The sequence below is a fragment of the Micromonospora echinofusca genome, from assembly GCF_900091445.1.
GTDB lineage: Bacteria > Actinomycetota > Actinomycetes > Mycobacteriales > Micromonosporaceae > Micromonospora > Micromonospora echinofusca.
Genome location: NZ_LT607733.1, coordinates 499,911 through 522,627 on the forward strand (window position 1 = coordinate 499,911; position 22,717 = coordinate 522,627).

The 22,717-nt window shown below is 74.1% G+C and carries 19 protein-coding genes; 14 read left to right on the forward strand and 5 right to left on the reverse strand.

Annotation, left to right across the window (positions count from 1 at the left end):
• Positions 1-36: 36 nt before the first annotated feature.
• The gene (locus tag GA0070610_RS02410) at positions 37-273 is read right to left on the reverse strand and encodes a PDDEXK family nuclease (RefSeq protein WP_231925883.1); all 237 of its coding nucleotides are present in this window, start codon (positions 271-273) and stop codon (positions 37-39) included.
• A 216-nt stretch (positions 274-489) separates the two neighbouring features.
• Here GA0070610_RS02410 and GA0070610_RS02415 point away from each other — a divergent pair, with 216 nt between their 5' ends.
• From GA0070610_RS02415 to GA0070610_RS02435, 5 genes are all read left to right on the forward strand, one after another.
• Positions 490-1,545, forward strand: a complete 1,056-nt coding sequence (locus tag GA0070610_RS02415) for an ABC transporter ATP-binding protein (protein WP_231926148.1) — start codon at positions 490-492, stop codon at positions 1,543-1,545.
• Positions 1,542-2,648, forward strand: a complete 1,107-nt coding sequence (locus GA0070610_RS02420; RefSeq protein ID WP_088998511.1) for an ABC transporter ATP-binding protein — start codon at positions 1,542-1,544, stop codon at positions 2,646-2,648. The genes GA0070610_RS02415 and GA0070610_RS02420 overlap by 4 nt, the downstream gene beginning before the upstream one ends.
• Entirely contained in the window at positions 2,645-3,646 is a 1,002-nt protein-coding gene (locus GA0070610_RS02425) for an ABC transporter permease (protein WP_088998512.1), read from the forward strand. Before GA0070610_RS02420 ends, GA0070610_RS02425 begins: the two co-directional genes overlap by 4 nt.
• A 12-nt stretch (positions 3,647-3,658) precedes the next feature.
• Positions 3,659-4,645: an ABC transporter permease gene (locus tag GA0070610_RS02430; RefSeq protein ID WP_088998513.1), complete on the forward strand. Its 987-nt coding sequence runs from the start codon at positions 3,659-3,661 to the stop codon at positions 4,643-4,645.
• Between the two features lie 108 nt (positions 4,646-4,753).
• A complete protein-coding gene (locus tag GA0070610_RS02435; RefSeq protein ID WP_088998514.1) occupies positions 4,754-6,499 on the forward strand; it encodes an ABC transporter substrate-binding protein in 1,746 nt (581 codons plus the stop codon).
• Between the two features lie 174 nt (positions 6,500-6,673).
• Here GA0070610_RS02435 and GA0070610_RS02440 read toward each other — a convergent pair whose 3' ends face one another.
• Positions 6,674-8,815 carry a S9 family peptidase gene (locus tag GA0070610_RS02440; RefSeq protein ID WP_088998515.1) on the reverse strand — a complete coding sequence of 714 codons (2,142 nt, stop codon included), beginning with the start codon at positions 8,813-8,815 and terminating at the stop codon, positions 6,674-6,676.
• Between the two features lie 87 nt (positions 8,816-8,902).
• Here GA0070610_RS02440 and mshB point away from each other — a divergent pair, with 87 nt between their 5' ends.
• The 3 genes from mshB (at position 8,903) to GA0070610_RS02455 (ending at position 10,824) form a co-directional block, all read left to right on the forward strand.
• Complete coding sequence (gene mshB, locus GA0070610_RS02445) at positions 8,903-9,829, forward strand: N-acetyl-1-D-myo-inositol-2-amino-2-deoxy-alpha-D-glucopyranoside deacetylase (RefSeq protein ID WP_088998516.1); 927 nt, start codon at positions 8,903-8,905, stop codon at positions 9,827-9,829.
• A 14-nt stretch (positions 9,830-9,843) separates the two neighbouring features.
• Entirely contained in the window at positions 9,844-10,281 is a 438-nt protein-coding gene (locus GA0070610_RS02450) for a hypothetical protein (protein ID WP_089003213.1), read from the forward strand.
• Positions 10,282-10,359: 78 nt separating this feature from the next.
• A complete protein-coding gene (locus GA0070610_RS02455; protein ID WP_088998517.1) occupies positions 10,360-10,824 on the forward strand; it encodes a hypothetical protein in 465 nt (154 codons plus the stop codon).
• A 183-nt stretch (positions 10,825-11,007) separates the two neighbouring features.
• Here GA0070610_RS02455 and GA0070610_RS02460 read toward each other — a convergent pair whose 3' ends face one another.
• Positions 11,008-11,967, reverse strand: a complete 960-nt coding sequence (locus tag GA0070610_RS02460; protein WP_088998518.1) for a GNAT family N-acetyltransferase — start codon at positions 11,965-11,967, stop codon at positions 11,008-11,010.
• A 79-nt stretch (positions 11,968-12,046) separates the two neighbouring features.
• Between GA0070610_RS02460 and fdxA the strand changes: the two genes are divergently transcribed.
• From fdxA to GA0070610_RS02485, 5 genes are all read left to right on the forward strand, one after another.
• Positions 12,047-12,373: a ferredoxin gene (gene fdxA, locus GA0070610_RS02465; protein WP_007464872.1), complete on the forward strand. Its 327-nt coding sequence runs from the start codon at positions 12,047-12,049 to the stop codon at positions 12,371-12,373.
• Positions 12,370-13,476, forward strand: a complete 1,107-nt coding sequence (gene dapC, locus GA0070610_RS02470; protein ID WP_088998519.1) for a succinyldiaminopimelate transaminase — start codon at positions 12,370-12,372, stop codon at positions 13,474-13,476. Before fdxA ends, dapC begins: the two co-directional genes overlap by 4 nt.
• A gap of 5 nt (positions 13,477-13,481) precedes the next feature.
• Complete coding sequence (locus tag GA0070610_RS02475; protein WP_088998520.1) at positions 13,482-14,534, forward strand: prephenate dehydrogenase; 1,053 nt, start codon at positions 13,482-13,484, stop codon at positions 14,532-14,534.
• Positions 14,535-14,601: 67 nt separating this feature from the next.
• Complete coding sequence (locus GA0070610_RS02480; protein WP_088998521.1) at positions 14,602-15,246, forward strand: SIMPL domain-containing protein; 645 nt, start codon at positions 14,602-14,604, stop codon at positions 15,244-15,246.
• The gene (locus tag GA0070610_RS02485) at positions 15,246-15,896 is read left to right on the forward strand and encodes a nucleoside/nucleotide kinase family protein (protein ID WP_088998522.1); all 651 of its coding nucleotides are present in this window, start codon (positions 15,246-15,248) and stop codon (positions 15,894-15,896) included. Before GA0070610_RS02480 ends, GA0070610_RS02485 begins: the two co-directional genes overlap by 1 nt.
• A gap of 22 nt (positions 15,897-15,918) precedes the next feature.
• Here the strand turns inward: GA0070610_RS02485 and GA0070610_RS02490 are convergent, their stop codons facing one another.
• On the reverse strand, positions 15,919-18,549 hold the full coding sequence (locus GA0070610_RS02490; protein ID WP_088998523.1) for a hypothetical protein: 2,631 nt from the start codon (positions 18,547-18,549) through the stop codon (positions 15,919-15,921).
• Between the two features lie 102 nt (positions 18,550-18,651).
• Positions 18,652-19,209: a sugar O-acetyltransferase gene (locus tag GA0070610_RS02495; protein WP_088998524.1), complete on the reverse strand. Its 558-nt coding sequence runs from the start codon at positions 19,207-19,209 to the stop codon at positions 18,652-18,654.
• A 98-nt stretch (positions 19,210-19,307) separates the two neighbouring features.
• Between GA0070610_RS02495 and GA0070610_RS02500 the strand changes: the two genes are divergently transcribed.
• Positions 19,308-22,676, forward strand: a complete 3,369-nt coding sequence (locus GA0070610_RS02500; protein ID WP_088998525.1) for a S8 family serine peptidase — start codon at positions 19,308-19,310, stop codon at positions 22,674-22,676.
• The last annotated feature ends 41 nt before the right edge of the window (positions 22,677-22,717 follow it).

A 22,717-nucleotide genomic window follows, 5' to 3' on the forward strand; every position in this document is an offset into this window, starting at 1 on the left:
CGGCTCACCCGAACAGCGTCCCGCGGCGGTGGCCCGTCAGGCGAGCAGGTCCGCCGGCCGGATCGTGGCCCGGACCGGCTCGGTCAGCTCCAGCGCCTCGCCGGCCTCGGTCACCGACCGCTCGACGTAGTGGGCGTCCTGCCGCTGGTAGACGTGCACGGTCAGCGTCTCCTGCTCCACCAGGAGATACCACTCGATGCCGGCCGCGGTCATCGTCACCTCCACCTCGTGCCGGGGGACATCCTTGCGGGACTGCCGCGCCCATCGTCGCACCCGCTGTCCCGGCGCGGGAGGTCAACGCCGGTGAATGCCGAGGTGAGGGGTGTTCAGGCCCGTTGCAGAGTCGTTACGCTGTGGCCCGCTGACAGCCCCCGGCTATGTAGCTTATTTTCACCCTCAGTGCTTTCCTGTAAGTTCTCTTCGTCACTGAGGGAGGCGGTCGTGGCCAGGTCGGAGTCGGCGCCGTCCGGGAAACCGGACCGCCCCAACGTGCCGGAGCAGCGTTCCGGCGGGGATCCCTACCTGCGGGTGAGCGACCTGCGGGTCCGCTTCGACACCGAGGATGGCGTGGTGCGCGCCGTCGACGGGGTGTCGTTCGAGGTGGCGCGGGGGCGCACCCTCGGCATCGTCGGTGAGTCCGGCTCGGGCAAGAGCGTCACCTCGCTGGCCATCCTCGGGCTGCACAGCGCCAAGCGGACCAGCATCAGCGGGGAGATCTCCGTCGGTGGCCGCCAGCTGGTCGGCCTGCCGGACGAGGAGATACGCCGGCTGCGCGGCCGGGACATGGCGATGATCTTCCAGGATCCGCTGTCCGCCCTGCACCCGTACTACACGGTGGGCAGGCAGATCGTCGAGGCGTACCGGGTGCACCACCCGAAGGCCGGCAAGCGCGAGGCCCGGCAGCGCGCGGTCGACATGCTGGGCCGGGTCGGCATCCCGCAGCCGGCCCGCCGCTTCGACCAGTACCCGCACGAGTTCTCCGGCGGCATGCGCCAGCGGGCGATGATCGCGATGGCGCTGGTCAACGACCCCGACCTGCTGATCGCCGACGAGCCGACCACCGCCCTGGACGTGACGGTGCAGGCGCAGATCCTCGACCTGCTGGCCGACCTCCAGGCCGAGTTCAACTCCGCGATCATCCTGATCACCCACGACCTCGGCGTGGTCAGCCAGGTCGCGGACGAGGTGCTGGTCATGTACGGCGGGCGGGCCGTCGAGCACGGCAGCGTGGAGCAGGTGCTCCGCCGGCCGCAACATCCGTACACCTGGGGCCTGCTCTCCAGCGTGCCGTCCCTGCACGGCGACGCCGACGCGGACCTGGTGCCCATCCGGGGCAACCCGCCGAGCCTGATCAACCTGCCGTCCGGCTGCGCCTTCCACCCGCGCTGCCGCTACGCCGACCGCAACGGCGACCGGTCCCGCACGGAGGTCCCCGAGCTGCGCCCCGCCGGCGCGCCCGGCCACCTGGTGGCCTGCCACCTCTCCGCCGACGACCGGACGCTGCTGTACGCGGAGGACATCGCCCACGTGGGAGTCGCCCGATGAGTAGCCAGGTGGACACCGAGCCGGTGCGCCCGGCCGAGACCGCTGAGCCGCTGCTGCGCGTACGCGGGCTGACCAAGCACTTCCCGGTGCGCGACGGCCTGCGGCGCGGCGGGCTGGTCCGGGCCGTGGACGGGCTGGACTTCGACGTGCGCCCGGGCGAGACGCTCGGCCTGGTGGGGGAGTCGGGCTGCGGCAAGACGACCACCGGCCGGATGCTGGTCCGTCTGCTGGAGCCCACTGCGGGCAGCATCGAGTTCGCCGGGCGGGACATCACGCACGCGGGCCGCCGCGAGCTGCGGGCGCTGCGGCAGGACCTCCAGATCATCTTCCAGGACCCGTACGCGTCGCTGAACCCCCGGCACACCGTGGGCCGCATCGTGGCGATGCCGTTGCAGGTCAACGGGATCGACCCGCCGGGCGGGGTGAAGAAGCGGGTCCAGGAGCTGCTGGAACTGGTCGGGCTGAACCCCGAGCACTACAACCGCTACCCGCACGAGTTCTCGGGCGGCCAGCGGCAGCGCATCGGCATCGCCCGCGCGCTCGCCCTGCAACCCAAGCTGATCGTTGCCGACGAGCCGGTCTCCGCCCTGGACGTGTCGATCCAGGCGCAGGTGGTCAACCTGCTGCGCGACCTGCAACGCGATCTGGGCCTGGCGTTCGTCTTCATCGCCCACGACCTGGCCGTGGTGCGGCACTTCTGTCAGCGGGTCGCCGTCATGTACCTCGGCAAAATCGTCGAGATCGGCGACCGGAACGACATCTACGAGCGCCCGCAGCATCCGTACACCCGGGCCCTGCTCTCGGCGATCCCCGACGTCACCCAGCTCGGCGCGGCCGGTCGGATCCGGCTCTCCGGGGACGTCCCCACGCCGCTGGACCCGCCGTCGGGCTGCCGCTTCCGCACCCGGTGCTGGAAGGCGCAGGAGCGGTGTGCCACCGAGGAGCCGGCGCTGGTGCCGCGCGGTGGCGACCAGGCCACCGCCTGCCACTTCCCGGAGACGGGGCCGGTCGGCGCCACCACGGGACCGGCCGGTGACGACGTGCGGCCGGCGGACCCCGGGACGGCCGGGGTCGGCACGACCGCCGAGGAGGTGTCGAAGTGAGCCTGTCCCCGGTCGAGGGCACGGCGCTGGCCGAGATCGAATCCGGCGGCGACGCCGGCGAGGGGAAGACGCTGGTCGGCCGCTCGCCGGGCCAGCTCGTCCGCAGCCGGCTGCGCAGCGACCGTACCGCCCTGGTGAGCGGCGTGGTGCTGGTCCTCTTCGTGCTGCTGGCGGTGGGCGCGCCCCTGGTCCAGCGGCTCTACGGGGTGACGCCGAACGAGCAGTTCGGCGAGCTGCTGGACAGCACCGGGATGCCGCTGGGCTACGTCGGCGGGATCAGCGGCGACCACTGGTTCGGTCTGGAGCCCGGCCTGGGCCGGGACATCTTCATGCGGATGATCTACGGCATCCGCACCTCGCTGCTGATCGCGCTCGGCGCGGCCCTGATCACCACCACGATCGGCGTGGTCCTCGGGATCCTCGCCGGCTACCTCGGCGGGGTGGTGGACGCGGTGATCAGCTGGATCACCGACGTGGCCCTGGCGATGCCGTTCCTGATCTTCGCGCTGGCCGTGGTGCCGACGTTCTCGCTGCGCTTCTACGGGCCGCGCGACGAGGTGCCGACCTGGTTCGCGGTCACCACGCTGATCGTGGTCTTCACCGCGTTCGGCTGGACCAGCACCGCCCGGCTGGTCCGGGGGCAGGTGGTCTCGCTGCGCGAACGCGAGTTCGTGGAGGCGGCCAAGGCCAGCGGCGCGGGGCTGGGGCACATGCTCTTCCGGCAGCTGCTGCCGAACATCTGGGCCCCGATCCTGGTGTCGTTCTCGCTGCTGGTGCCGTCGTACGTGACCAGCGAGGCGGCGCTGTCCTTCCTGGGCGTCGGGCTGCCCGAGTCGGTGCCCAGCTTCGGCCGGATGATCTACCGGAGCATCGACTACCTCCAGACCGACCCGGCCTACGTGTTCTTCCCCGGCATCACGATCTTCGCGCTCGTGCTGGCGTTCAACCTCTTCGGCGACGCGTTGCGTGACGCGCTCGACCCGAAGTCGTCACGGTAAGGGGTACTGCGCATGGTGCGCTTCCTGCTGAAGCGGGTGCTGCTGGCGATCTCGGTGCTGTTCGCGGTGAGCGTGGTCAGCTTCCTGCTGTTCTTCGCGCTGCCCGCCGACCCGGTGACCGGCATGTGCCCGAAGAACTGCAACGCCGAGCGCCTGGAGCGGGTGCGGACGGAGCTGGGGCTCAACGAGCCGAAGGTGCAGCAGTACGCCGACTACATGAAGGGCATCTTCGTCGGCCGCGACCTGGGCAGCGCGCAGGGCGGCGAGTGCGCGGCGCCCTGCCTCGGCTACTCGTACGTCAACAGCGAGGCGGTCACCGACACCTTCGCCCGGGTGCTGCCGGTGACCTTGAGCATCGTCCTGCCCGCGGCGGTGCTGTGGCTCGCCATCGGCGTCGGGCTCGGCATGGTCTCGGCCCTGCGGCGCGGTTCGCTGCTGGACCGGATCTCGATCGGCCTCACGCTGACCTTCGCCTCGCTCCAGCTCTACTTCGTCGGCGCGGTGCTGTTGCTGATCTTCGTCTACACCCTGAAGATCCTGCCCACGCCCCGCTACACCTCCATATTCGAGAATCCGGTGGAGTGGGCGCGAGGGCTGGTGCTGGCCTGGGTGACCCTGGCCCTGCTCTTCTCCGCGATCTACGCCCGGCTGTCCCGGGCCCAGATGTTGGAGACGCTCTCGGAGGACTACGTGCGTACCGCCCGGGCCAAGGGCATGCCGAAGCGGCAGGTGTACGGCAAGCACGCGCTGCGCGCCGCCATCACGCCGATCGTCACCATCGCCGGTCTCGACGTCGGCACGGCGCTGGGTGGGACGGTGATCACCGAGACCACCTTCGGCATCCAGGGGCTGGGGCGTACGGCCGTGGAGGCGGTCAGCCAGGGGGACCTGCCGACCATCATGGGGACCGTGCTGATCGCCGCGCTGTTCGTGGTCGTCGCCAACATGCTCGTCGACCTGCTCTACGCGTTCATCGACCCCCGGGTGCGCCTCGGCTGACCCGCGGGGCCTCGGGGCCGATCGTTGTAGCCCCGTTATCTGCTCGAAATTTACCGTCATTGAAGGCTAGGCGAAGCTTTCCTTCATCGGCGATCCGGAGGAGTGAGTATGCGAGCAAGACGCGTCACCGCCCTGGGCGGTGCGATCGCACTGATGGTTTCCCTCGGTGCGTGCAGCGAGAACACCGGTGACGACACCGGCGGGGTGGACACCACCAAGCCGCGCACCGGCGCCATCGCGACCGACCCCAAGGACTCCCTCGGCCCGGCGCCGGAGGTGCCCGGCGCGGCCAAGGGCGGCACGTTCTACATCCTGCGGGAGAACAAGATCTCCCACATGGACCCGCAGCGGATCTACTCGTTCGCCGGGCTGATGGGAAGCCAGCTCTACGCCCGCTTCCTCACCACCTTCAAGGACGACGGCAAGGGCAACGTCACCCTGGTCGGCGACCTCGCCGAGACTCCCGGCACCAACGTCAACAACGACTGCAAGGTCTGGGAGTTCAAGGTCAAGCAGGGGGTGAAGTTCGAGGACGGCCGCCCGATCACCAGCAAGGAGATCGCGTACGGCATCGCCCGGTCCTTCGACCCGGACCTCACCGGCGGCCCGACCTACCTCCAGGAGTGGCTGGTCGACAGCCCGCAGTACGACACCAAGTGGGACTTCAAGGCCAACAAGACCTCGCTGCCGCCCGGGCTGACCACGCCGGACGAGCGGACCCTGCGCTTCGAGTTCAACAAGCCCCGCTGTGACCTGCCGTTCGCCGTCTCGCTGCCGGCCACCGCGCCGCTGCCGGCCGACAAGGACACCGGCGTCAACCTGGACAACCAGCCGTTCTCGTCGGGCCCGTACAAGTTCACCAAGCACACCCCGGGCGTCGAGATCGTGCTCGAGCGCAACGAGCACTGGGACCCGGCCACCGACGCCGTGCGCCACCAGTACCCGGACAAGTTCGTCTGGTCGCTGGGCGCGGACCAGGCCGCCCAGACCAACCGGGTGCTCGCCGGCACCGGCAACGACGCCGCGGCGGTCGCCACCGGCGGTGTCCCCTCGGAGCTGATCGCCAAGGTCACCGGCGACCCCAAGCTCAAGGAGCGGATGATCGTCGCCGCCACGCCGAACGCGTACCGGCTGAGCATCAACACCGCCCGGGTCACCGATCTGTCGGTGCGGCAGGCGATCAACCACGCGATCGACCGCACCAGCATCACCAAGAACCTCGGCGGCCCCTACGGCGCCGTGCCGATGACCACGCTGCTGCCGCCCACCACCCTGGGCTACAAGCAGTTCGACGCGTACCCGGCCGGCGACAGCGGCAACCCGGAGAAGGCCAAGGAGCTGCTCGCCGGCAAGACGCAGAACCTGGTGCTGCTCACCTCCGACGTGACCAGCTCCCAGGAGCGGGCCACCCAGATCAAGAACGCCCTGGAGAAGGCCGGCTTCACCGTCACGATCAAGACGATCCCCGAGGACGGCTACCTCGACACGGTGAAGAAGAAGGACAACCCGTACGACATCTGGGTCGACTCGTGGGCGGCCGACTGGCCCAGCGGCGCGTCGATCCTGCCGGTGCTCTTCGACGGCCGTGGCATCAAGGCCGAGGGCAACAGCAACACCTCGCAGCTCAACAACGAGGCGCTCAACGCGGAGTTCGACCGGATCCTCGCGCTCGACCCGGCCAAGCAGGCCGAGGAGTGGAGCAAGATCGACGAGCGGCTCATGAAGGAGACGGCGCCGGCGGTGCCGCTCTACGTCGAGGTGGTCTCCCTGGCGCACGGCGAGAAGGCCGGCGGCGTCTTCATCGGCAGCATCTTCGGCTGGCCGAGCTTCGTGGACGCGTACGTCAAGCAGTGACACCGCCCGTGCCGCGATGACACCCCAGCGGTGACACGCACGGACCGACCCCCGGTCGACAATGTCGTCGGCCGGGGGTCGCCGTGTCCGTGGGCTGCCACCCGCGACCTGCTCGGCGCCGCCACCGCCCGGCGGGAGCCGGCCGGCCCGCGGCGGCGGGGACGGCGGGCGCGGCTAGAGGTGGCGGCGGACGAAGTCGAGTTCGAGCCTGAGCAGGCGTTCGGCGATGCCGCCGGCGGCCATGTGGGTGGCCCCGGTCAGCGGCAGCACCGAGTGCGGCCGGCCGGTCGACAGCAGTGCGGCGGACAGCCGCAGCGTGTGCGCGGCCACCACGTTGTCGTCCACCAGGCCGTGCACCAGCAGCAGTGGCCGGGCCGCCTCCCCGGCCGGCACGGGCTCGCCGGCCAGCTCCACCAGCGAGTGATGCGCGTAGATGTCCGTGCCGTCGTCCGGCAGGCCCAGGTAGCGCTCCGTGTAGGCGGTGTCGTACAGCGCCCAGTCGGTGACCGGCGCCCCGACGATGCCGCACCGGAACAGCTCCGGGTGCCGCAGCACCGCCAGGCCGGCCAGCCAGCCGCCGAACGACCAGCCCCGCACCGCCACCCGCTCCAGGTCGAGGTCCGGATGCTTGCCGGCCAACGCGGTGAGCGCGTCCACCTGGTCGAGCAGGACCACATCGGCCACCCGGCGGTGGATCGCCTTCTCGAAGGAGGGGGCCACGCCCGGCGTACCGCGGTTGTCGATGGTGACCACCGCGAAGCCGGCGTCGGCCCACCACTGCCGCTCCAGCCACGCCCCACGGGCGGCCAGCACCTCCTGGTGTCCCGGCCCGCCGTAGACGTCCAGCAGCACCGGCAGCCGCCGGCCGGTGACGTAGTTGTCCGGGTAGAGCACGGCCGTCGGCAGCCGCCGGTCGGTGACCCGCTCCAGCAGCGGCAGCGGCGCGTACGGCGGGGTGGCGGCGAGCGAGCGCAGCACAGCCACCTCCTGCCCGCCGCGCCGCACCGTCCACCGGGTGCCCGCGTGGTCGAGCGAGGCGCTGCCCACCACCAGCACGTCCCCGCCCACGGCGGCGGTGTGCCAGCCCGGGTCGGTGGTGATCCGGCGGGCGTCCACGCCGCCGCCGATGGTGGTGCGCACTCGGAACAGGTGCCGCTCGCTCGGCTCGCCGTCGCTCGCCTCCACCAGCAGGTCGGCCGGGCCGGTGCCGCCGGGCAGCCGCCCGACCACCCGCCGCACGTAGAGCGACGGCGGGGTGAGCAGGGTGCCGTCGGCGAAGAGGCAGCGGGCGTCGTACCCGTCGTGGGCCAGCTCGCCGCCGACCAGCACCCGGCCGTCCGGCAGGTGCGCCGGGGTGCCGGGGATCGGCTCCACCCAGCGCGGGTCGGCCAGCTCCGCGTGCACCTGGGTCTCGCCGGTACGCGGGTCGATCGCCAGCACCAGGCCGTGCTGCTGGGAACGGCGCAGCACGGTGATCAGCGGCCCGCCCTCGGCCCAGTGCACGGCCGTCAGGTACGGGTAGGTCTCCCGGTCCCAGTGCACGTCGACCCAGCCGTCGTCGAGGTCCAGCAGGTGCAGGCTGACCTCGGCGTTCGCGCTGCCCGCCCGGGGGTACGCGACCGTGGTCGGCGGGCTCGCCGGGTCGGCCGGGTCGTGCAGGTGCCAGCGTTCGACCCGGGACTCGTCCACCCGGGCGGCCAGCACCGACCGGCCGTCCGGCGCCCACCAGTAGCCGCGGAAGCGGTGGAACTCCTCGGCCGCGATGTGCTCGGCCAGCCCCCAGGTCACCCCGGAGTCCTCGCCGGCCAGCAGCGTGTCCGTGCCGTCGTGCTCGACCACCCGCAGCTGCCCCCGGCGGACCCCTTCGGCGGCGTCGGTGACGTACGCCAGGCGCTGCCCGGTGGGGTCGGGCCGGGGGTCGAGCACCGGACCGACGGTGGCCACCTCGACCACGTCACCGTGCACCAGGTCGGCCCGGAACAGCCGCCCGGCCAGCGCGAAGACCGCCACCCGCCCGGTGCCGTCGAGGGCGTACGAGCCGATGCCGGAGGCGCTCAGCCGCAGCCGCTCGCGCAGCGCGCGCTCGCCCGGGCTCAGCGCGGCGGGATCGGCGTCGGCCCCGAGCAGCGTCGCCGGGTCGGCGACCAGCCGCTCCTCGCCGGTCGCCACGTCGAGCAGCCAGAGGGCGTCGGCCGGGTCCTCCGGGCCGGCCGAGCGCAGGAAGACCACCCGGGAGCCGTCATCGGCCACGGTGACCGCCCGCGGCGCTCCGCGGCTGAACCGGCGGGTGCGGGCGGCCAGCTCCGGAAAGTCCACAGTCCAGATCGTAGAGCGGTGACCGGGGGTGATGTGGCCGACCTGCGCGGACGCGTCAGGGTCGGCGGAGGAGAACCGCCGGATAGAGTGACCGGCGTGACGACGCTGCCTGACCGCCGCCTCCTGCTGGTCCACGCGCACCCCGACGACGAGTCCATCGGCACCGGCTCGACGATGGCGCACTACGCCGCCGCCGGCGCCCACGTCACCCTGGTGACCTGCACCCTCGGTGAGGAGGGCGAGATCCACGTACCGGCGCTGGCCCAGCTCGCCGCGGCCGAGGCCGACCAGCTCGGCGGCTGGCGGATCGCCGAGCTGAACGCCGCCTGCGCCGCGCTCGGCGTCACCGACCACCGCTTCCTCGGCGGCGCCGGCCGCTACCGCGACTCCGGCATGATGGGCCTCGCCACCAACGAGCACCCCCGGGCCTTCTGGCAGGCCGACCTCGACGAGGCCGCCGGGCACCTGGTGGAGATCATGCGGGAGGTACGCCCGCAGGTCATGGTCACCTACGACGACAACGGCTTCTACGGCCACCCGGACCACATCCAGGCGCACCGGGTCGCGATGCGCGCGTACGAGCTGGCCGGCGCGGAGGGCTTCGCCCCGGCGAAGGTCTACTGGACCGCGATGCCGCTCAGCGTGCTGGAGGCCGGCCTGACCCACTTCGCCGAGGCGGCCGACAACCCCTTCGCCGGCATCCAGGACATCTCCGAGCTGCCCTTCGGCACCCCGGACGCGCAGATCGCCGCCCGGATCGACGCCACCGAGCAGCACGCCGCCAAGGAGGCGGCGATGCGCGCGCACGCCACCCAGATCCCCGACGCCTCCTGGCTCTACTCGATCGCCGGCAACTTCGGCAGCGAGTTCATGGGCGTGGAGTACTACACCCTCGCGGTGGGGGAGAAAGGGCCGGGCAGCGGCCCGTACGGCTGGGAGGACGACCTCTTCGCCGGGCTCGACGTCGCCGACGGCCCGGACCGGTCCCCGGTCGCGGCGGCCGGTCTCCGGTGACCCTGCCCGTCGCGATGTCGGCCGCCCCGGAGGAGACCGCCGCGCCGCCGCCCGGGCGGTCCCGGCGGCTGCTCGACCTCGCCCTGCGGGTGGCCGGCGGGCTGATCGCCGTCCTCGGCGGGACGCTCACCGCGGTGCTGGAGCTGCTGTTGGCCACGCTCCGGGTCGGCGGCCAACTGATCGGCGTCTCGGTGCTGGTCGCCATCGGCGCGAACATCGCGCTGAGCTGGTTCGCGCACGAGGCCGTCGGCCGCCGGTGGGCGGTGGCGCTGCCCGCGACCCCCTGGTTCGTCCTGATGGCGGTGGCGGCGGTGCGTACCGCCGAGGGGGACCTGCTGGTCTCCGGCGACAACTGGGTCGGCCTGGCGATGATCGTGGCCGGCGCGATGACCTTCGCGGTGATGGGTTTCCGGCAGATCCTGGCGCCGCCGCCGGTCCCTTCGGGGGACTGACGCCGCACAGGTTCCGGTGGTAGACATTCCTGCCAGGAGGCCCGCCGCCGGGGCGGGCGGTACGGCGGGAGGCGTGCGATGAGTGAGCGGTGGCGCGGGACGGCGGTTCTCGCGGTCGCGCTGTTCGCGGTCAACGTGGTCGCCCGGCTGGTCACCCGGTTCGGCTTCGACGGCGACGACACCGCCGCCGACCGGGTGTCGCTGGGGATGTTCATGGTGATCGGGCTGGTCCTGGCCGCGGTCGCCTTCGTCTGGGGCAGGCGTCGGCCGGTGGCCGCCTGGGGTGCGGACATGGCCGCCGCGGTCGGGGTCGCCCTGCTGCTGACGGTGCTGGTGGGGCCGCTGCTGGTCGGTGACAACCCGTTCGGCGGGGGCGCCGGCACCTTCTTCGCCCAGATCTGGCTCTACCTCGCGGCGGCCGGCGTGGGCGTGCTGCTCGGCTACCTGCTGCTCACGGCGCTCGGCCTCGACCACCGCTCCCAGTCCCTCAAGCGCTACGCCGAACTCCGGGCCAGCAAGCCCCGCCGCGTAGTCCGCCGCTGACCACCCACCCCGCGCCGGCCCCCCACCCCCACCCCCACCCCCGGCCCCCCACCCCCGCGCCCCCGTCCCCCGCCGCGAGGTCGATCATGAAGTTAGCGCCCTGGAACGCGCTTTCCGGGGGCAATAAGTTCATGATCGACGACGTCAGGTGGCGGGAGGGCGCGGGGCAGGGCCCCGGGTGGGTCAGGGGGGTGGGGTGCGGGTCAGGTAGGTGTGGTGGGTGGTGAAGCCGAGGGAGCGGTAGAGGGCCACGGCCGGGGTGTTGCGCTGCTCGACCTGGAGGAAGGCGCGCGAGGCGCCGGCTGCGGCGCCCCAGTCGACGAGGGCGCGGATGATCCGACCCGCCAGGCCCTGCCGCCTCGCCTCGGGCAGCACCTCGATCAGGCTGAGCCCGAGCCAGCGTCCCGGCCCGGTGACCGTGCCCCGGCCGATGGCGAGCAGCGCGCCGTCGGCGTACACGTGGGCGAAGCGGACCTGGTCCACGGCGGTGAGCACGTGCCGGGCGGCGTCCGGTAGCCCGCCCTTGCGGCCGGCGGCGACGGTGAGCCAGTCGTCCGACGGCGCGGTGGCCAGCGCGACCGGCGGCGCCCCGGCGTGCTCCGGCGCGGCCGGCGGCAGCCCGGCCAGCGGCACGGTCTGCACCAGTACGGGCGGCCGGACGACCCAGCCACGGGCGTCCAGTTCCGCGCCGACCGGCGCGGCGAGCGGCAGCGGGGTGTTGACCATCGGCGGCTGCCCGAGGTCGGTGTACCAGCGCTCCACCGCGTCGAGCGCGGCGGGCAGAGGCCGGTCCGGGTCGCCCACGGGCAGCGCCGAGTTGGCCCGGCCGGTCCAGCCGTCGGCGGCGCGCAGCCGCCAGTCGCCGAGTCGACCCCGTACGGCGGCGGGCCAGGCCTCGTCGGCGGCCAGTTCCAGCTCGACCACCGCCGCGGCGGTGGGCCGGCGGGTCGGCGGTACCCGCTTGGCCCGGTGCACCTCGGCCACCGGGACCCGGAGCCGACCCTGCGCGGTAGCGAGTGTGAGGTGGGTCTCACTCAGCTCGACCAACTCGCCGAGGGCGTCCGAGAAGAGCGGCCGGCCCTCGCGGATGCCCACGATCCGGCGAACCACGATCCGGTGTCCCACATCCTGCTGTCGGAGCACGATCGACCCCCTCCCCGGCGAGATACTAGGCTCTTACCGTCGCGGGTGATCGCGGCGTGTCTTGCGGAGGAGAAGACCGGTGACCTACATCATCGCCGAACCGTGCGTGGATGTGCTCGACAAGGCTTGCATCGAGGAATGCCCGGTCGACTGCATTTACGAGGGCAACCGGATGCTCTACATCCACCCCGACGAGTGCGTCGACTGTGGTGCCTGTGAGCCGGTCTGCCCGGTCGAGGCGATCTTCTACGAGGACGACGTGCCGGAGCAGTGGAAGGACTACACCGGCGCCAACTACGAGTTCTTCGAGGACCTGGGCTCGCCCGGTGGCGCCTCGAAGATCGGCAAGGTGGAGAAGGACGCGACGTTCGTCGCCGCGCAGCCGCCGCGCGGTGAGGGCCACTGAACCGGCCCGCGCCGGTCTCGTCACGGCTGCCGGAGTTCACCTGGGACACCCTGGACGCCGCGGCCGCCCTGGCCGCGGCGCATCCTGAGGGCCTGATCAACCTCTCCATGGGTACGCCGGTCGACCCGGTGCCCGAGGTGATCAAGCGGGCGCTGGCCGACGCGGCCGACGCCCCCGGCTACCCGCTGACCGCCGGGACGCCGGTGCTGCGCGACACGATCGCGGCCTGGGTCGCGCGGGCCTGCGGCGCCGGCGTCAACGGCCTCGGCGTGCTGCCGACGATCGGTTCGAAGGAACTCGTCGCCTGGCTGCCGACCCTGCTCGGGATCGGCCCCGGCGACGTCGTCGTGGTGCCCTCGATCGCCTACCCGACGTACGAGGACGGGGTGCGCCTCGCCGGTGCCACCGTCGTACGCGCCGACTCGCTGACGGCCGTCGGCCCCACCCCACGCGTACGCCTGGTCTGGGTCAACTCGCCCGGCAACCCGACGGGCCGGGTGCTGCCGGCGGCCCACCTGCGCAAGGTGGTCGACTGGGCCCGGGAGCGCGGCGCGGTGGTCGCCAGCGACGAGTGCTACCTGCCGCTGGGCTGGTCCGCCGAGCCCGTCTCGGTGCTCTCGCCCGAGGTCTGCGGCGGCTCGTACGACGGGGTGCTGGCCGTGCACTCGCTCTCCAAGCGGTCCAACCTGGCCGGCTACCGGGCGGGCTTCGTGGCGGGCGACCCGGCGCTGGTGGCGGAGCTGCTCAAGGTCCGCAAGCACGCCGGGATGATCGTGCCGGCGCCGGTGCAGGCGGCGATGGTGGCCGCGCTGCGCGACGAGCGGCACGCCGACGAGCAGCGGCAGCGCTACCGGGCCCGGCGCGAGGTCCTGCACGCCGCGTTCACCGGCGCGGGCTTCACCGTCGAGCACTCCGAGGCCGGGCTCTACCTCTGGCTGACCCGGGGCGAGGACTGCTGGGAGACGGTCGACTGGCTGGCCCGGCGGGGCATCCTCGCGGCCGCCGGCGTCTTCTACGGCCCGGGCGGTCGGCAGCACGTGCGGGTGGCGCTGACCGAGTCCGACGAGCACGTGGCGGCGGTCGCCGGCCGGCTGCGCGCCTGAGCGCGATGACGACCGACGCGTCGGCGCCGGACCCGGCCGGGCGCTGGGCCGGGGTCCGGGCGGCGGTCGTGGGCACCGGCCTGATCGGCGGTTCCGTCCTGCTCCGGCTGCGGGCGGCCGGCCTGGACGTCGCCGGTTGGGACCCGGACCCGGCGACCCGCCGGCACGCCCGGCGGCAGGGCGTCGAGGCCCCGGAGACGCTCGACGAGGCGGTGGCCGGGCGCCGCGTGGTGCTGCTCTGCGGCCCGCTGCCCACCCTCGCGGACACCCTGCTGCGGGTCGCCCGGGCGGCCCCGCCCGACTGCGTACTGACGGACGTCGGCAGCACGAAGGCAGAGCTGGCGGCCTTCGCCACCCGGCACGGCCTCGTCGACCGGTTCGTGCCCGGTCACCCGATGGCCGGCGCGGACTCCGCCGGGCTCACCTCCGCCACGGCCGCGCTGCTCGACTCCGCCGCCTGGGTGCTCTGCCCGTCCGACGGTCCGGCGACGGCCGCTTTCCGGTGGCTCGCGGCCCTGGTCGTCGACGTGTTCCGCGCCCGGGTGGTGCCGATGTCCCCGCAGGAGCACGACGAGGCCGCCGCGCTCGCCTCCCATGTGCCGCACCTGCTCGCCGGGGCGCTGGCGGGGGCGGCCCGGCACGCCGCCCTGCGCGACGCGGTCCTCGCGCTCGCCGCCGGCAGCTTCCGCGACGGCACCCGCGTCGCCGGCACCCCGGCCGCGCGTACCGCCAGCATGCTGCTCGGCAACCGCGACCGGGTGCTGGACGGCCTGGCCGGGGTCACGGCCTTCCTCGACCGGCTGGCGGGCGCGCTGCGGGCCGGCGACGCCGCCTCCCTCACCGCCCTGTACGCCGAGGCCGAGGCGACCCGCTCCGCGCTGCTCGCCCGCCCGTTCGACACCTCCGTACGGGTGTTCCCGGCGGGCGGCGACCACGCCGCCGAGGTCGCCTGGCTGCGGCGGCTGGGCGCGGGCGGTGGGCACCTGAGCGCCTGCCGGGTCGCGGCCGGCACGGTCTCCTACACCGCGCACGCCCCGGCGGGCACCGCGCCGGCCTGACCCGCGACCGGCTCCGGCGTGCTCCGGACGACGGGCGGGTCGGTGGGTGCGCGGTTAGGGTGAGGGCATGGTGGACGGGCCGGTGGTGGCGGTGCGCGGCGAGGCGTACCGGGAGGTGGCTCCGGAGATCGCCCGGTTCTCGGTGACCGCCAGGGCGCGCGACCGCGACCGGGAGGCCACCCTGACCCGGCTGGCCGAGCGGGCCGCCGCCGTCCGGGTGCTGCTCGACGGCGAGGGCACCGGCATCGACCGGCGGGAGACCGGCGAGCTGCGGGTACGGCCGGAGACCCGGCGCTCCGGCGAGCGGGTGGTGGCGTACAGCGGCAGCGTCACCACCACCGTGACGGTCAGCGACTTCACCGCGCTCGGCGAGCTGATGCTGCGCCTGGCCGACCAGGACCAGATCGAGGTGGCCGGGCCGTGGTGGGCGCTGCGGCCGGGCAGCCCGGCCCACCGGGAGGCCCGGCACGCCGCGCTCGCCGACGCCCTGCTGCGGGCCCGCGAGTACGCGGAGGCCCTCGGCGCCCGGGTCACCGCCCTGATCGAGCTGGCCGACGCGGGCGCGGCGGAGCAGCCGATGATGAGCCGGATGGCGTACGCGGCCGACGGCACGGAGAGCGCTCCGCCGGAGCTGGAGCTCGACCCGCAGCCGCAGACCGTGCACGCCGCGGTGCACGCCCGGTTCGCGATCAGCGAGCCGGTCCTCGGCTGATGGCCGCCGCCCGGGTCGTCGGGACCGACGAGCTGGTGGCACGGGCGCGCGCCCTCGCCGAGGCCGGCCCGCGGCAGCTGCTCGGCATCGCCGGGCCGCCCGGCGCGGGCAAGTCGACGCTGGCGGAGCGGATCGTCGAGGCGGTCGGCCCGACGGCCCGGCTGGTGCCGATGGACGGCTTCCATCTCGCCCAGGCCGAGCTGCGCCGCCTGCGCCGGGCGGAGCGCAAGGGTGCCGTGGACACCTTCGACGCCAACGGCTACGTGTCGGCGCTGCGCCGCCTGCGCCGGCTGGAGCCGACGGCGGTCTACGTGCCGGCGTTCCGCCGGGACCTGGAGGAGCCGGTGGCCGGCTCGATCGAGGTGCCGCCGTCGGTGCGGCTGGTGGTCACCGAGGGCAACTACCTGCTGGTGGACGCGACCCCCTGGGACGAGGTGCGGCAGCTGCTGCACGAGGCGTGGTTCCTCGACCTGGACGCCGAGCTGCGGCTGCGCCGGCTGACCGCCCGGCACGAGGCGTACGGGCGGTCGCCGGAACAGGCCCGGGCGTGGGCGACGGGCAGCGACGAGGCCAACGCCGCCCTGGTGGCCGGCACCGCGCACCGCGCCGACCTGGTCGTCCGCCTCGCCGAGCCGCCGCCGACGCCCTGACGAGGATCCACGCTCAGCGGGGTCAGCCGGAGCCGGGCCGGGGTGCCGGGACGCCCCGGCGCAGCAGCCACGCCACCCGCGAGCGTTCCCGGTGGAACTCCGGCGCCTCGGGGTAGCCGCTGTGGTTGCGGATCGGGGGGTCCGCCACCTCCCCGTCGCTGGGGTACAGCGCCTCCGGGTCGCGTACGGGCAGGTCCCGTTCCCCGGCGGTGACCGGCCAGCCGAGCGGGTCGGTGTCGCGCCAGAAGTTGGTCCAGCGGACCTTGTCGCCGGGCGGGGTCAGCGCGTCGGCGAGCACGGGCAGCCGGTCCGGGCCGAAGTAGCCGGGGAAGACCCGCCCGTAGAGCCGGGTCAGCTGGCAGCCGTACGAGAAGAACCAGATCCGCCGGCGTACGCGGGCCGGCAGTTGCAGGAGCACCGCCGCGCAGATCACCGTGCCCTGGCTGTGCCCGGAGAGGATGATCCCGTCCACGCCCCGGGGGTCGTGCTCGGGGAGCGCCAGCAGTCCGGCGACGCGGGTCTGCAACTCGGGTACGGCCCGCTCGGCGTAGCTGGGCGGGGCCAGCGGGTGCGCCGTCCGGGGCCAGAAGGTGCCCACGTCCCAGACCACGCCCACCGAGCGGCGGACGACGTCGTTGCGGTAGACGAGCATGCCCACCGTGGCGATCAGCACCGGCAGCCAGCCGAGCAGCCGCCCGCCCAGCTCGGAGATCCATTCGACCACCGCCGCGCCGCCGGTCGCCACCGTGGGGTGCGGTGGGCTGTGGGTGAGCAGGGCGGCGCAGGAGAGGGTCGCCAGCACGAGCGACACGGCTGCGTAGCAGCCGACCAGCCGTACGGCGTGTTCGCCGACCAGTCGGTGCAGCGCGCGCCAGGCGGCGACGTCGCGGCAGCGCCGCAGCTCGTGCGCGGAGAGGGGGGCGCCGGTGCGTGCCGTCGCCTCCGCGTACTCGTGGCGGCGCAGGCGCAGGTAGAGCAGCCCGGCCCGGACGACGGTGGCGGCGAGCGCGAGCAGGGCGGCGGCGAAGACGAGCCCGGCCCACAGCACCGGAACCGGGGGCGCGACGGGGGAGGACCCGCCCGTGGCCGGGCCGCCGTTGAGCCGGCCGGTGACCCAGTAGAGCAGCCCGGCGCTGTACGAGACGCAGAGCATCCAGCCGAAGCCGGCGAGGAGCGCTGGCGCGCGCCCGCCCCAGGCCAGGTCGGTGTGGGGCCCCAGGGGTTGTCGCCCGAGCGGCACCGGGACGCGCGGCAGCAGCAGCCCGGTGGCGGCCAGGGCGACGATCAGGACGACGACCGCCCAGAACTCCAGCGCGGCGGGCGCGGGCGGCAGCCCGGGCAGCCCCCCGGTGAACCAGACGAACCCGGGAACGAGCAGCAGGGCGGCCGCCGCGGGCGCGACCAGCGCCCGCCGCCCGGACCGGGCCACCGCGCCGATCGCGATCAGCAGCAGCAACTGTCCCGTGCCCAGCCACGCGACGATCCAGTTCAGCCCGGGCAGCGACCGGTCGGCCGGGCAGGCCGGCGCGCCGGTGCGGGCGCAGCCGGGGGCCGGGCGCAGGTCGGCCAGGGGCGTACCGGCGGGGCCGTCGGGCAGCAGCAGGATCAGCACCGTGCCGGCCAGCCCGAACCCGGTGAGCGCGGCGACCGTGATGCTCCACCGGCCGAGCGGGGTGGCCCCCGCGCGCCGCGTCAGGCCGGGTCCGGCGAGGGCCACGACCGCGACGACCACGACTGCGGCGAGGGCCGCCACGGTGGACCAGGCGACGACCGCCCGCGCGCCCCGGGGTGGGTCCAGGGCGAGGACCACCCCCAGCGGTACGGCGGCGGCGGCGACCACGCCGGTGCACAGGTGCAGCACGGCGCCCCTGCGCAGTTGGCCCTCGCCGATCCAGAAGGTGCGGTCCTGCAACGGGTTTCCGGGCGGGTCGGGGGGTGGGTCCGGCGCGGCCGGGCCCGCCTCGGGTTGCTGCGGTCCGTCCGGCGGCGCGTCGGCGGGCCGCGGAGCCCTCGGTGGGGGCACCGGTTCGGCCGGCATCTGTGCCTCGTACTGGTAGGTGCGCCAGCTCACCAGGCCGAGCAGGGCCAGTGCGCCGAGGGGCACGATCAGGCCGACGGCCATCGGTCTGGTGCCCTCGCTCCACCAGCCCCGTCCCAGGAACTCCCAGGGGCCCGGGATCCGGCGCAGGCAGTCCTGGTCGACGCACTGCCAGCCCACGAGGTCGACTCCGACGGCGGTGAGGGTGAGGGTGAGGGTGCCGGTGAGGCTCAGGCAGAACAGCCGGATGAGCCAGGCCGCGATCCCCGAGGTGCTGTGCCAGCGTTCGGTGCCGGGGTCGGCCGGGACGGACGGCCGGGCGTGCAGCGCGACGTTGGCCAGCGTGAACGGGAGCAGCAGCGTCCACAGTGCGCGTTCGAGGTCGCGCGCGGTGCGTGCGCCGGAGGTCAACTGCCCCCAGCTGTACGCCTCGACGACGACCGGGGCACCGGGCTCGGCGGCGGGGGAGCGGTAGAAGCCGGTGACCGGGCCGCCCGCGACGAGCCACGGCGGTGGGGGCGCGTCCTGGCCGGGGGCCGGACGCAGGCCGAGGATCTGGCCCGGGGGCGTGTTGGAGACCCCGTGCACGCGCAGTTCGAGAACCCGACCGACCATCCGCGCCCCCTGGTGACGACGTCACCACCCACAGTGCCGGGTGCCGGGTGTGAAATGCCAGGGGTTGGAGGATGTTTGTGCAGGTGGTGGGCTTGATCGTGGTCAGTCGAGCTGTCGTACGACCCGGGCGGGGTTACCCACGGCGACGACGTTCGCCGGCAGGTCCCTGGTCACCACGGCGCCCGCGCCGACGACGGTGTTCTCGCCGATGGTGACGCCGGCGAGCACGATGGCCCCGCCGCCGAGCCAGACGTTGTCGCCGATGGTGATCGGCTTGGCCGCCTCCCACTTGTCGCGGCGGGGCCCGGGCTCGACGGGGTGGGTGGGGGTGAGCAGTTGCACGTTCGGTCCGATCTGGACGTCGGCGCCGATGGTGATGGGGGCGACGTCGAGGAAGACCGCGTTGAAGTTGACGAAGCTGCGTGGTCCGATCCGGACGTACCGGCCGTAGTCGACGTACAGCGGGGGCCGGACGTGGGTGCCCTCGCCCACCTCGCCGAGCAGGTCGCGCAGGGCGGCGAGCCGGGCCTCGGGGTCGGCGGCGGGGCTGCCGTTGAAGCGTTCCATCAGCCGCGTCGCCCGGTCCAGGTCGGCGGCGATCTCCGGGCCCTCGGCGATGTAGGGCTCGCCGGCCAGCATGCGTTCCTTCATGGAGGTCACCGGCCGATCATCCCCGATGACGGGGCCCGATCGTTGGCTGGTCCGTCATCTTCGTGTCTTCATTGTGCATACCCGGTATGCAATCCTGATGACTGTCAATGCATCCATCCCTACAGGTAGTAACGCCCGACGAGGAGGATCCGTTGCAGCGAAGAAGAAAACTGGTCGGTCTCGGTCTGGTGCTCGGCGTGGTGCTCGGTACCCCCGGCATGGCCGTCGCCCAGGCGCCCGCCGATCCGGCCACCCGTCCCGTCCCGGCCGCGTCGGCCCCGGCGGCGGGCACCGGCAGCCGCCCGGTCACCGTCACCCTGCTCACCGGCGACCGGGTCACCGTCACCGGCTCCCGCGTCAGCGTGCGCCCCGCGCCCGGGCGTGCGGACGTCCGCTTCCTCACCCGACGCGACCGGGGCCACCTCTCGGTGGTGCCCGAGGACGCCGTGGCGCCGATCCGCGAGGGGCGGGTCGACCGGCGGCTGTTCGACGTCACCGAGCTGGTCGCCGCCGGCTACGACGACGCCCGGCGCGACCACCTGCCCCTGCTGATCACGGGCGGCAGCGGGGCGGCCCGGCGCTCGGCCGTGCCCGGCGGGGTGACGGTCACCCGCGAGCTGCCCGCCGTCGGCGGCCTCGCCGCCACGGCGAGCAAGCGTCGCGCCGCGGAGGTCTGGGCGGCGGTCACCGCCGCCGGTGCACGCGTCGGCGCGGCAGGGGGCGCCGACCGGATCTGGCTCGACGGCCGGCGTCAGCTCACGCTCGACCGCAGCGTGCCCCAGATCGGCGCGCCGGAGGCCCACCGGGCCGGATTCACCGGCCGGGGCGTGCGGGTCGCCGTGCTGGACACGGGGATCGACGCCACGCACCCCGACCTGACCGGTCGGGTGGCCGAGGTGCGCAACTTCACCGAGGAGTCCGCGGCGGGCGACGTGGTCGGGCACGGCACCCACGTGGCCTCGATCGTCGCCGGCAGCGGCGCCGCCTCCGGCGGTCGCCTCCGGGGCGTCGCCCCCGACGCGACGCTGCTCGACGGCAAGGTCTGCGAGACGTACGGCTGCACCGAGTCGGCGATCCTCGCCGGCATGCAGTGGGCCGCGGTCGAGCAGCGGGCCGACGTGGTCAACCTCAGCCTCGGTGGCTTCGACACCCCGGAGGTCGACCCGCTGGAGGAGGCCGTCAACACGCTCACCGCGCAGACCGGCGCCCTCTTCGTGATCAGCGCCGGCAACTCCGGCCGGTTCGCGCCGGTCAGTTCCCCCAGCACCGCCGACGCCGCCCTCTCGGTGGGCGCCGTCGACCGGGACGACAGCCTCGCCGACTTCTCCAGCCGTGGCCCCCGCACCGGTGACGACGCGCTCAAGCCCGACATCACCGCCCCCGGGGTGGACATCGTGGCGGCGCGCAGCCGTGACGGCGTGATCGGCGAGCCGGCCGGCGACGGGTACGTCTCGCTCTCCGGCACCTCGATGGCCGCCCCGCACGTCACCGGCGCGGCGGCGCTGCTGGCCCAGCAGCACGCCGACTGGAAGGCCGACCGGCTCAAGGCCCTCCTGATGTCCTCGGCGAAGCCGAACCCCGAGCTGACCGCGTACGAGCAGGGGGCCGGGCGGGTCGACCTGGCCAGCGCGGTCCGGCAGACGGTGACCAGCAACCCGCCGAGCGTGTCGCTCGGACGGGCACTCTGGCCGCACCACGACGACACCCCGATCACCCGCACCGTGACCTGGCGCAACGACGGCGCCGCGACCGACCTGGAGCTGACCGTCGAGGCGACCGGCCCGGACGGCGGGCCGGCCCCGGCGGGCATGTTCACCCTCGGTGCGAGCCGGATCAGCGTGCCGGGCGGCGGCACGGCGAGCGCCACGATCACCGCCGACACCCGGGTCGACGGCCCGGACGGTCACTACACCGGCCGGATCGTGGCCCGCTCCGGCGGCACGGTGGTGGCCACGACCCCCGTGGCCGTGCACCGGGAGGTGGAGAGCTACACGGTGACCGCCCGGCACCTGAACCGGGCCGGCGCGCTCGCTGGCGAGCACGGCACCACGCTGGTCTCGCTGGACGAGCTGAACCCGTACGACCTGTACGACCCGGACGGCACCGCCGAGCTGCGGGTCCCCAAGGGCCGCTACGGGCTGGTCAGCTTCGTGTACGACGTGGCCGGCGAGGAGGTCACCGCGCTCACCCAGATCGTCCAGCCGGAGCTGGTGGTCGCCGGGGACACCCGGATCACCCTCGACGCCCGCCGGGGCAAGCCGGTCCGGATGAGCGTCCCGCAGCGCTCGGCCACCCCGGCGCTCGTCGTCACCGAGGCGATCTTCCTCGCCGAGACGGGCAGCTACACCTTCGGAATGCTGGGCTCCGACTTCGAGGGCCTGCACACCCTCGGGCTCGGGCAACCCGCTTCCGGTGAGCGGTTCGTCGCCACGGTCAGCAGCCAGTGGGCCGACCTGGAAGCGGCGAGCAGCCCCTACCTCTACGCCCTCAGCGAGGGCGTGCCGGGCCGGATGCCGACCGGCTTCGTCCGGCACTACCGCACGAAGGACCTGGCCACGGTCACCCACCGGTTCAACGGCGGCAGCCCGGGGCTGGTCACCGACCGCCTGGTCTTCCCGCAGCGCGAGCCCGACGTCGGCGGCTGGGCGGTCGGCCTGCGTACCGCCACGCCGGGGCAGCGGGTCGAGCACTACAACACGCGGGGCGTGCGCTGGTACTCCGAGCTGGACTTCGGGGTGCCGACCGACGAGGGCTGGGCCGACCTCAAGGCGATCCTCTTCTCCGAGGCGCGCACCCTGCGCCCCGGGCGGCACTACCGGGAGAGCTGGAACAGCGCGCCGTACGGGCCGTCGTTCCCGGTGGCGGGGATCACCCGGCAGGGCGACCGCATCGAGGTGGGCCTGCCGCTGTACAGCGACGCCGAGGGGCACGCGGGAGGCTCGCTCGCCGACACCGCCCGCACCGCCCTCTACCGCAACGGCGTGCTGGTCGGGGAGACGCCCGAGGGGGCGTACGGCGGGTTCGACGTGCCGTCGGGCGCGGCCGACTACCGGCTGGAGGTGCTGTCGAAGCGGAGCTTCACCGACCTCGCCACCGAGGTGGCGGCCACGTGGACGTTCCGGTCGCGGCACGTCGGCGGGGACGACCCGGTCGCGCTGCCGGCGTCGGCGATCCGGTTCGCGCCCCGGCTGGACCGGGACAACGCCGCCCCGGTGGGCCGGAGCTTCGTGATCCCGGTCGAGGTGCAGCGGCAGCCGGGCGCGCCCTCGGCCCGGGTCGCCGCGCTGACCGTCGACGTCTCCTACGACGGCGGCAAGACCTGGCAGCCGGCCCGGGTCCGCCCCGGCGGAGACGGCTGGACGGCCACCGTGCGGCACCCCGCCAGCGCCGGACACGCCTCGCTGCGGGCCACCGCCCGGGACACCGCCGGCAACACGGTCACCCAGCGCGTGATCCAGGCGTACCGCCTGCGCTGAGGCGTACCCCCCGCCGGGTCCGCGGCCGACCGCGGACCCGG

What these genes read in the sequence shown, in the direction of transcription:
- GA0070610_RS02420 (WP_088998511.1), top strand. Translation starts at nt 1,542, where the DNA reads ATGAGTAGCCAGGTGGACACCGAGCCGGTGCGCCCGGCCGAGACCGCT.
- GA0070610_RS02430 (WP_088998513.1), top strand. Translation starts at nt 3,659, where the DNA reads ATGGTGCGCTTCCTGCTGAAGCGGGTGCTGCTGGCGATCTCGGTGCTG.
- GA0070610_RS02435 (WP_088998514.1), top strand. Translation starts at nt 4,754, where the DNA reads ATGCGAGCAAGACGCGTCACCGCCCTGGGCGGTGCGATCGCACTGATG.
- GA0070610_RS02450 (WP_089003213.1), top strand. Translation starts at nt 9,844, where the DNA reads ATGTCGGCCGCCCCGGAGGAGACCGCCGCGCCGCCGCCCGGGCGGTCC.
- GA0070610_RS02455 (WP_088998517.1), top strand. Translation starts at nt 10,360, where the DNA reads ATGAGTGAGCGGTGGCGCGGGACGGCGGTTCTCGCGGTCGCGCTGTTC.
- GA0070610_RS02475 (WP_088998520.1), top strand. Translation starts at nt 13,482, where the DNA reads ATGACGACCGACGCGTCGGCGCCGGACCCGGCCGGGCGCTGGGCCGGG.
- GA0070610_RS02480 (WP_088998521.1), top strand. Translation starts at nt 14,602, where the DNA reads ATGGTGGACGGGCCGGTGGTGGCGGTGCGCGGCGAGGCGTACCGGGAG.
- GA0070610_RS02485 (WP_088998522.1), top strand. Translation starts at nt 15,246, where the DNA reads ATGGCCGCCGCCCGGGTCGTCGGGACCGACGAGCTGGTGGCACGGGCG.
- GA0070610_RS02490 (WP_088998523.1), bottom strand. Translation starts at nt 18,549, where the DNA reads ATGGTCGGTCGGGTTCTCGAACTGCGCGTGCACGGGGTCTCCAACACG.
- GA0070610_RS02500 (WP_088998525.1), top strand. Translation starts at nt 19,308, where the DNA reads ATGCATCCATCCCTACAGGTAGTAACGCCCGACGAGGAGGATCCGTTG.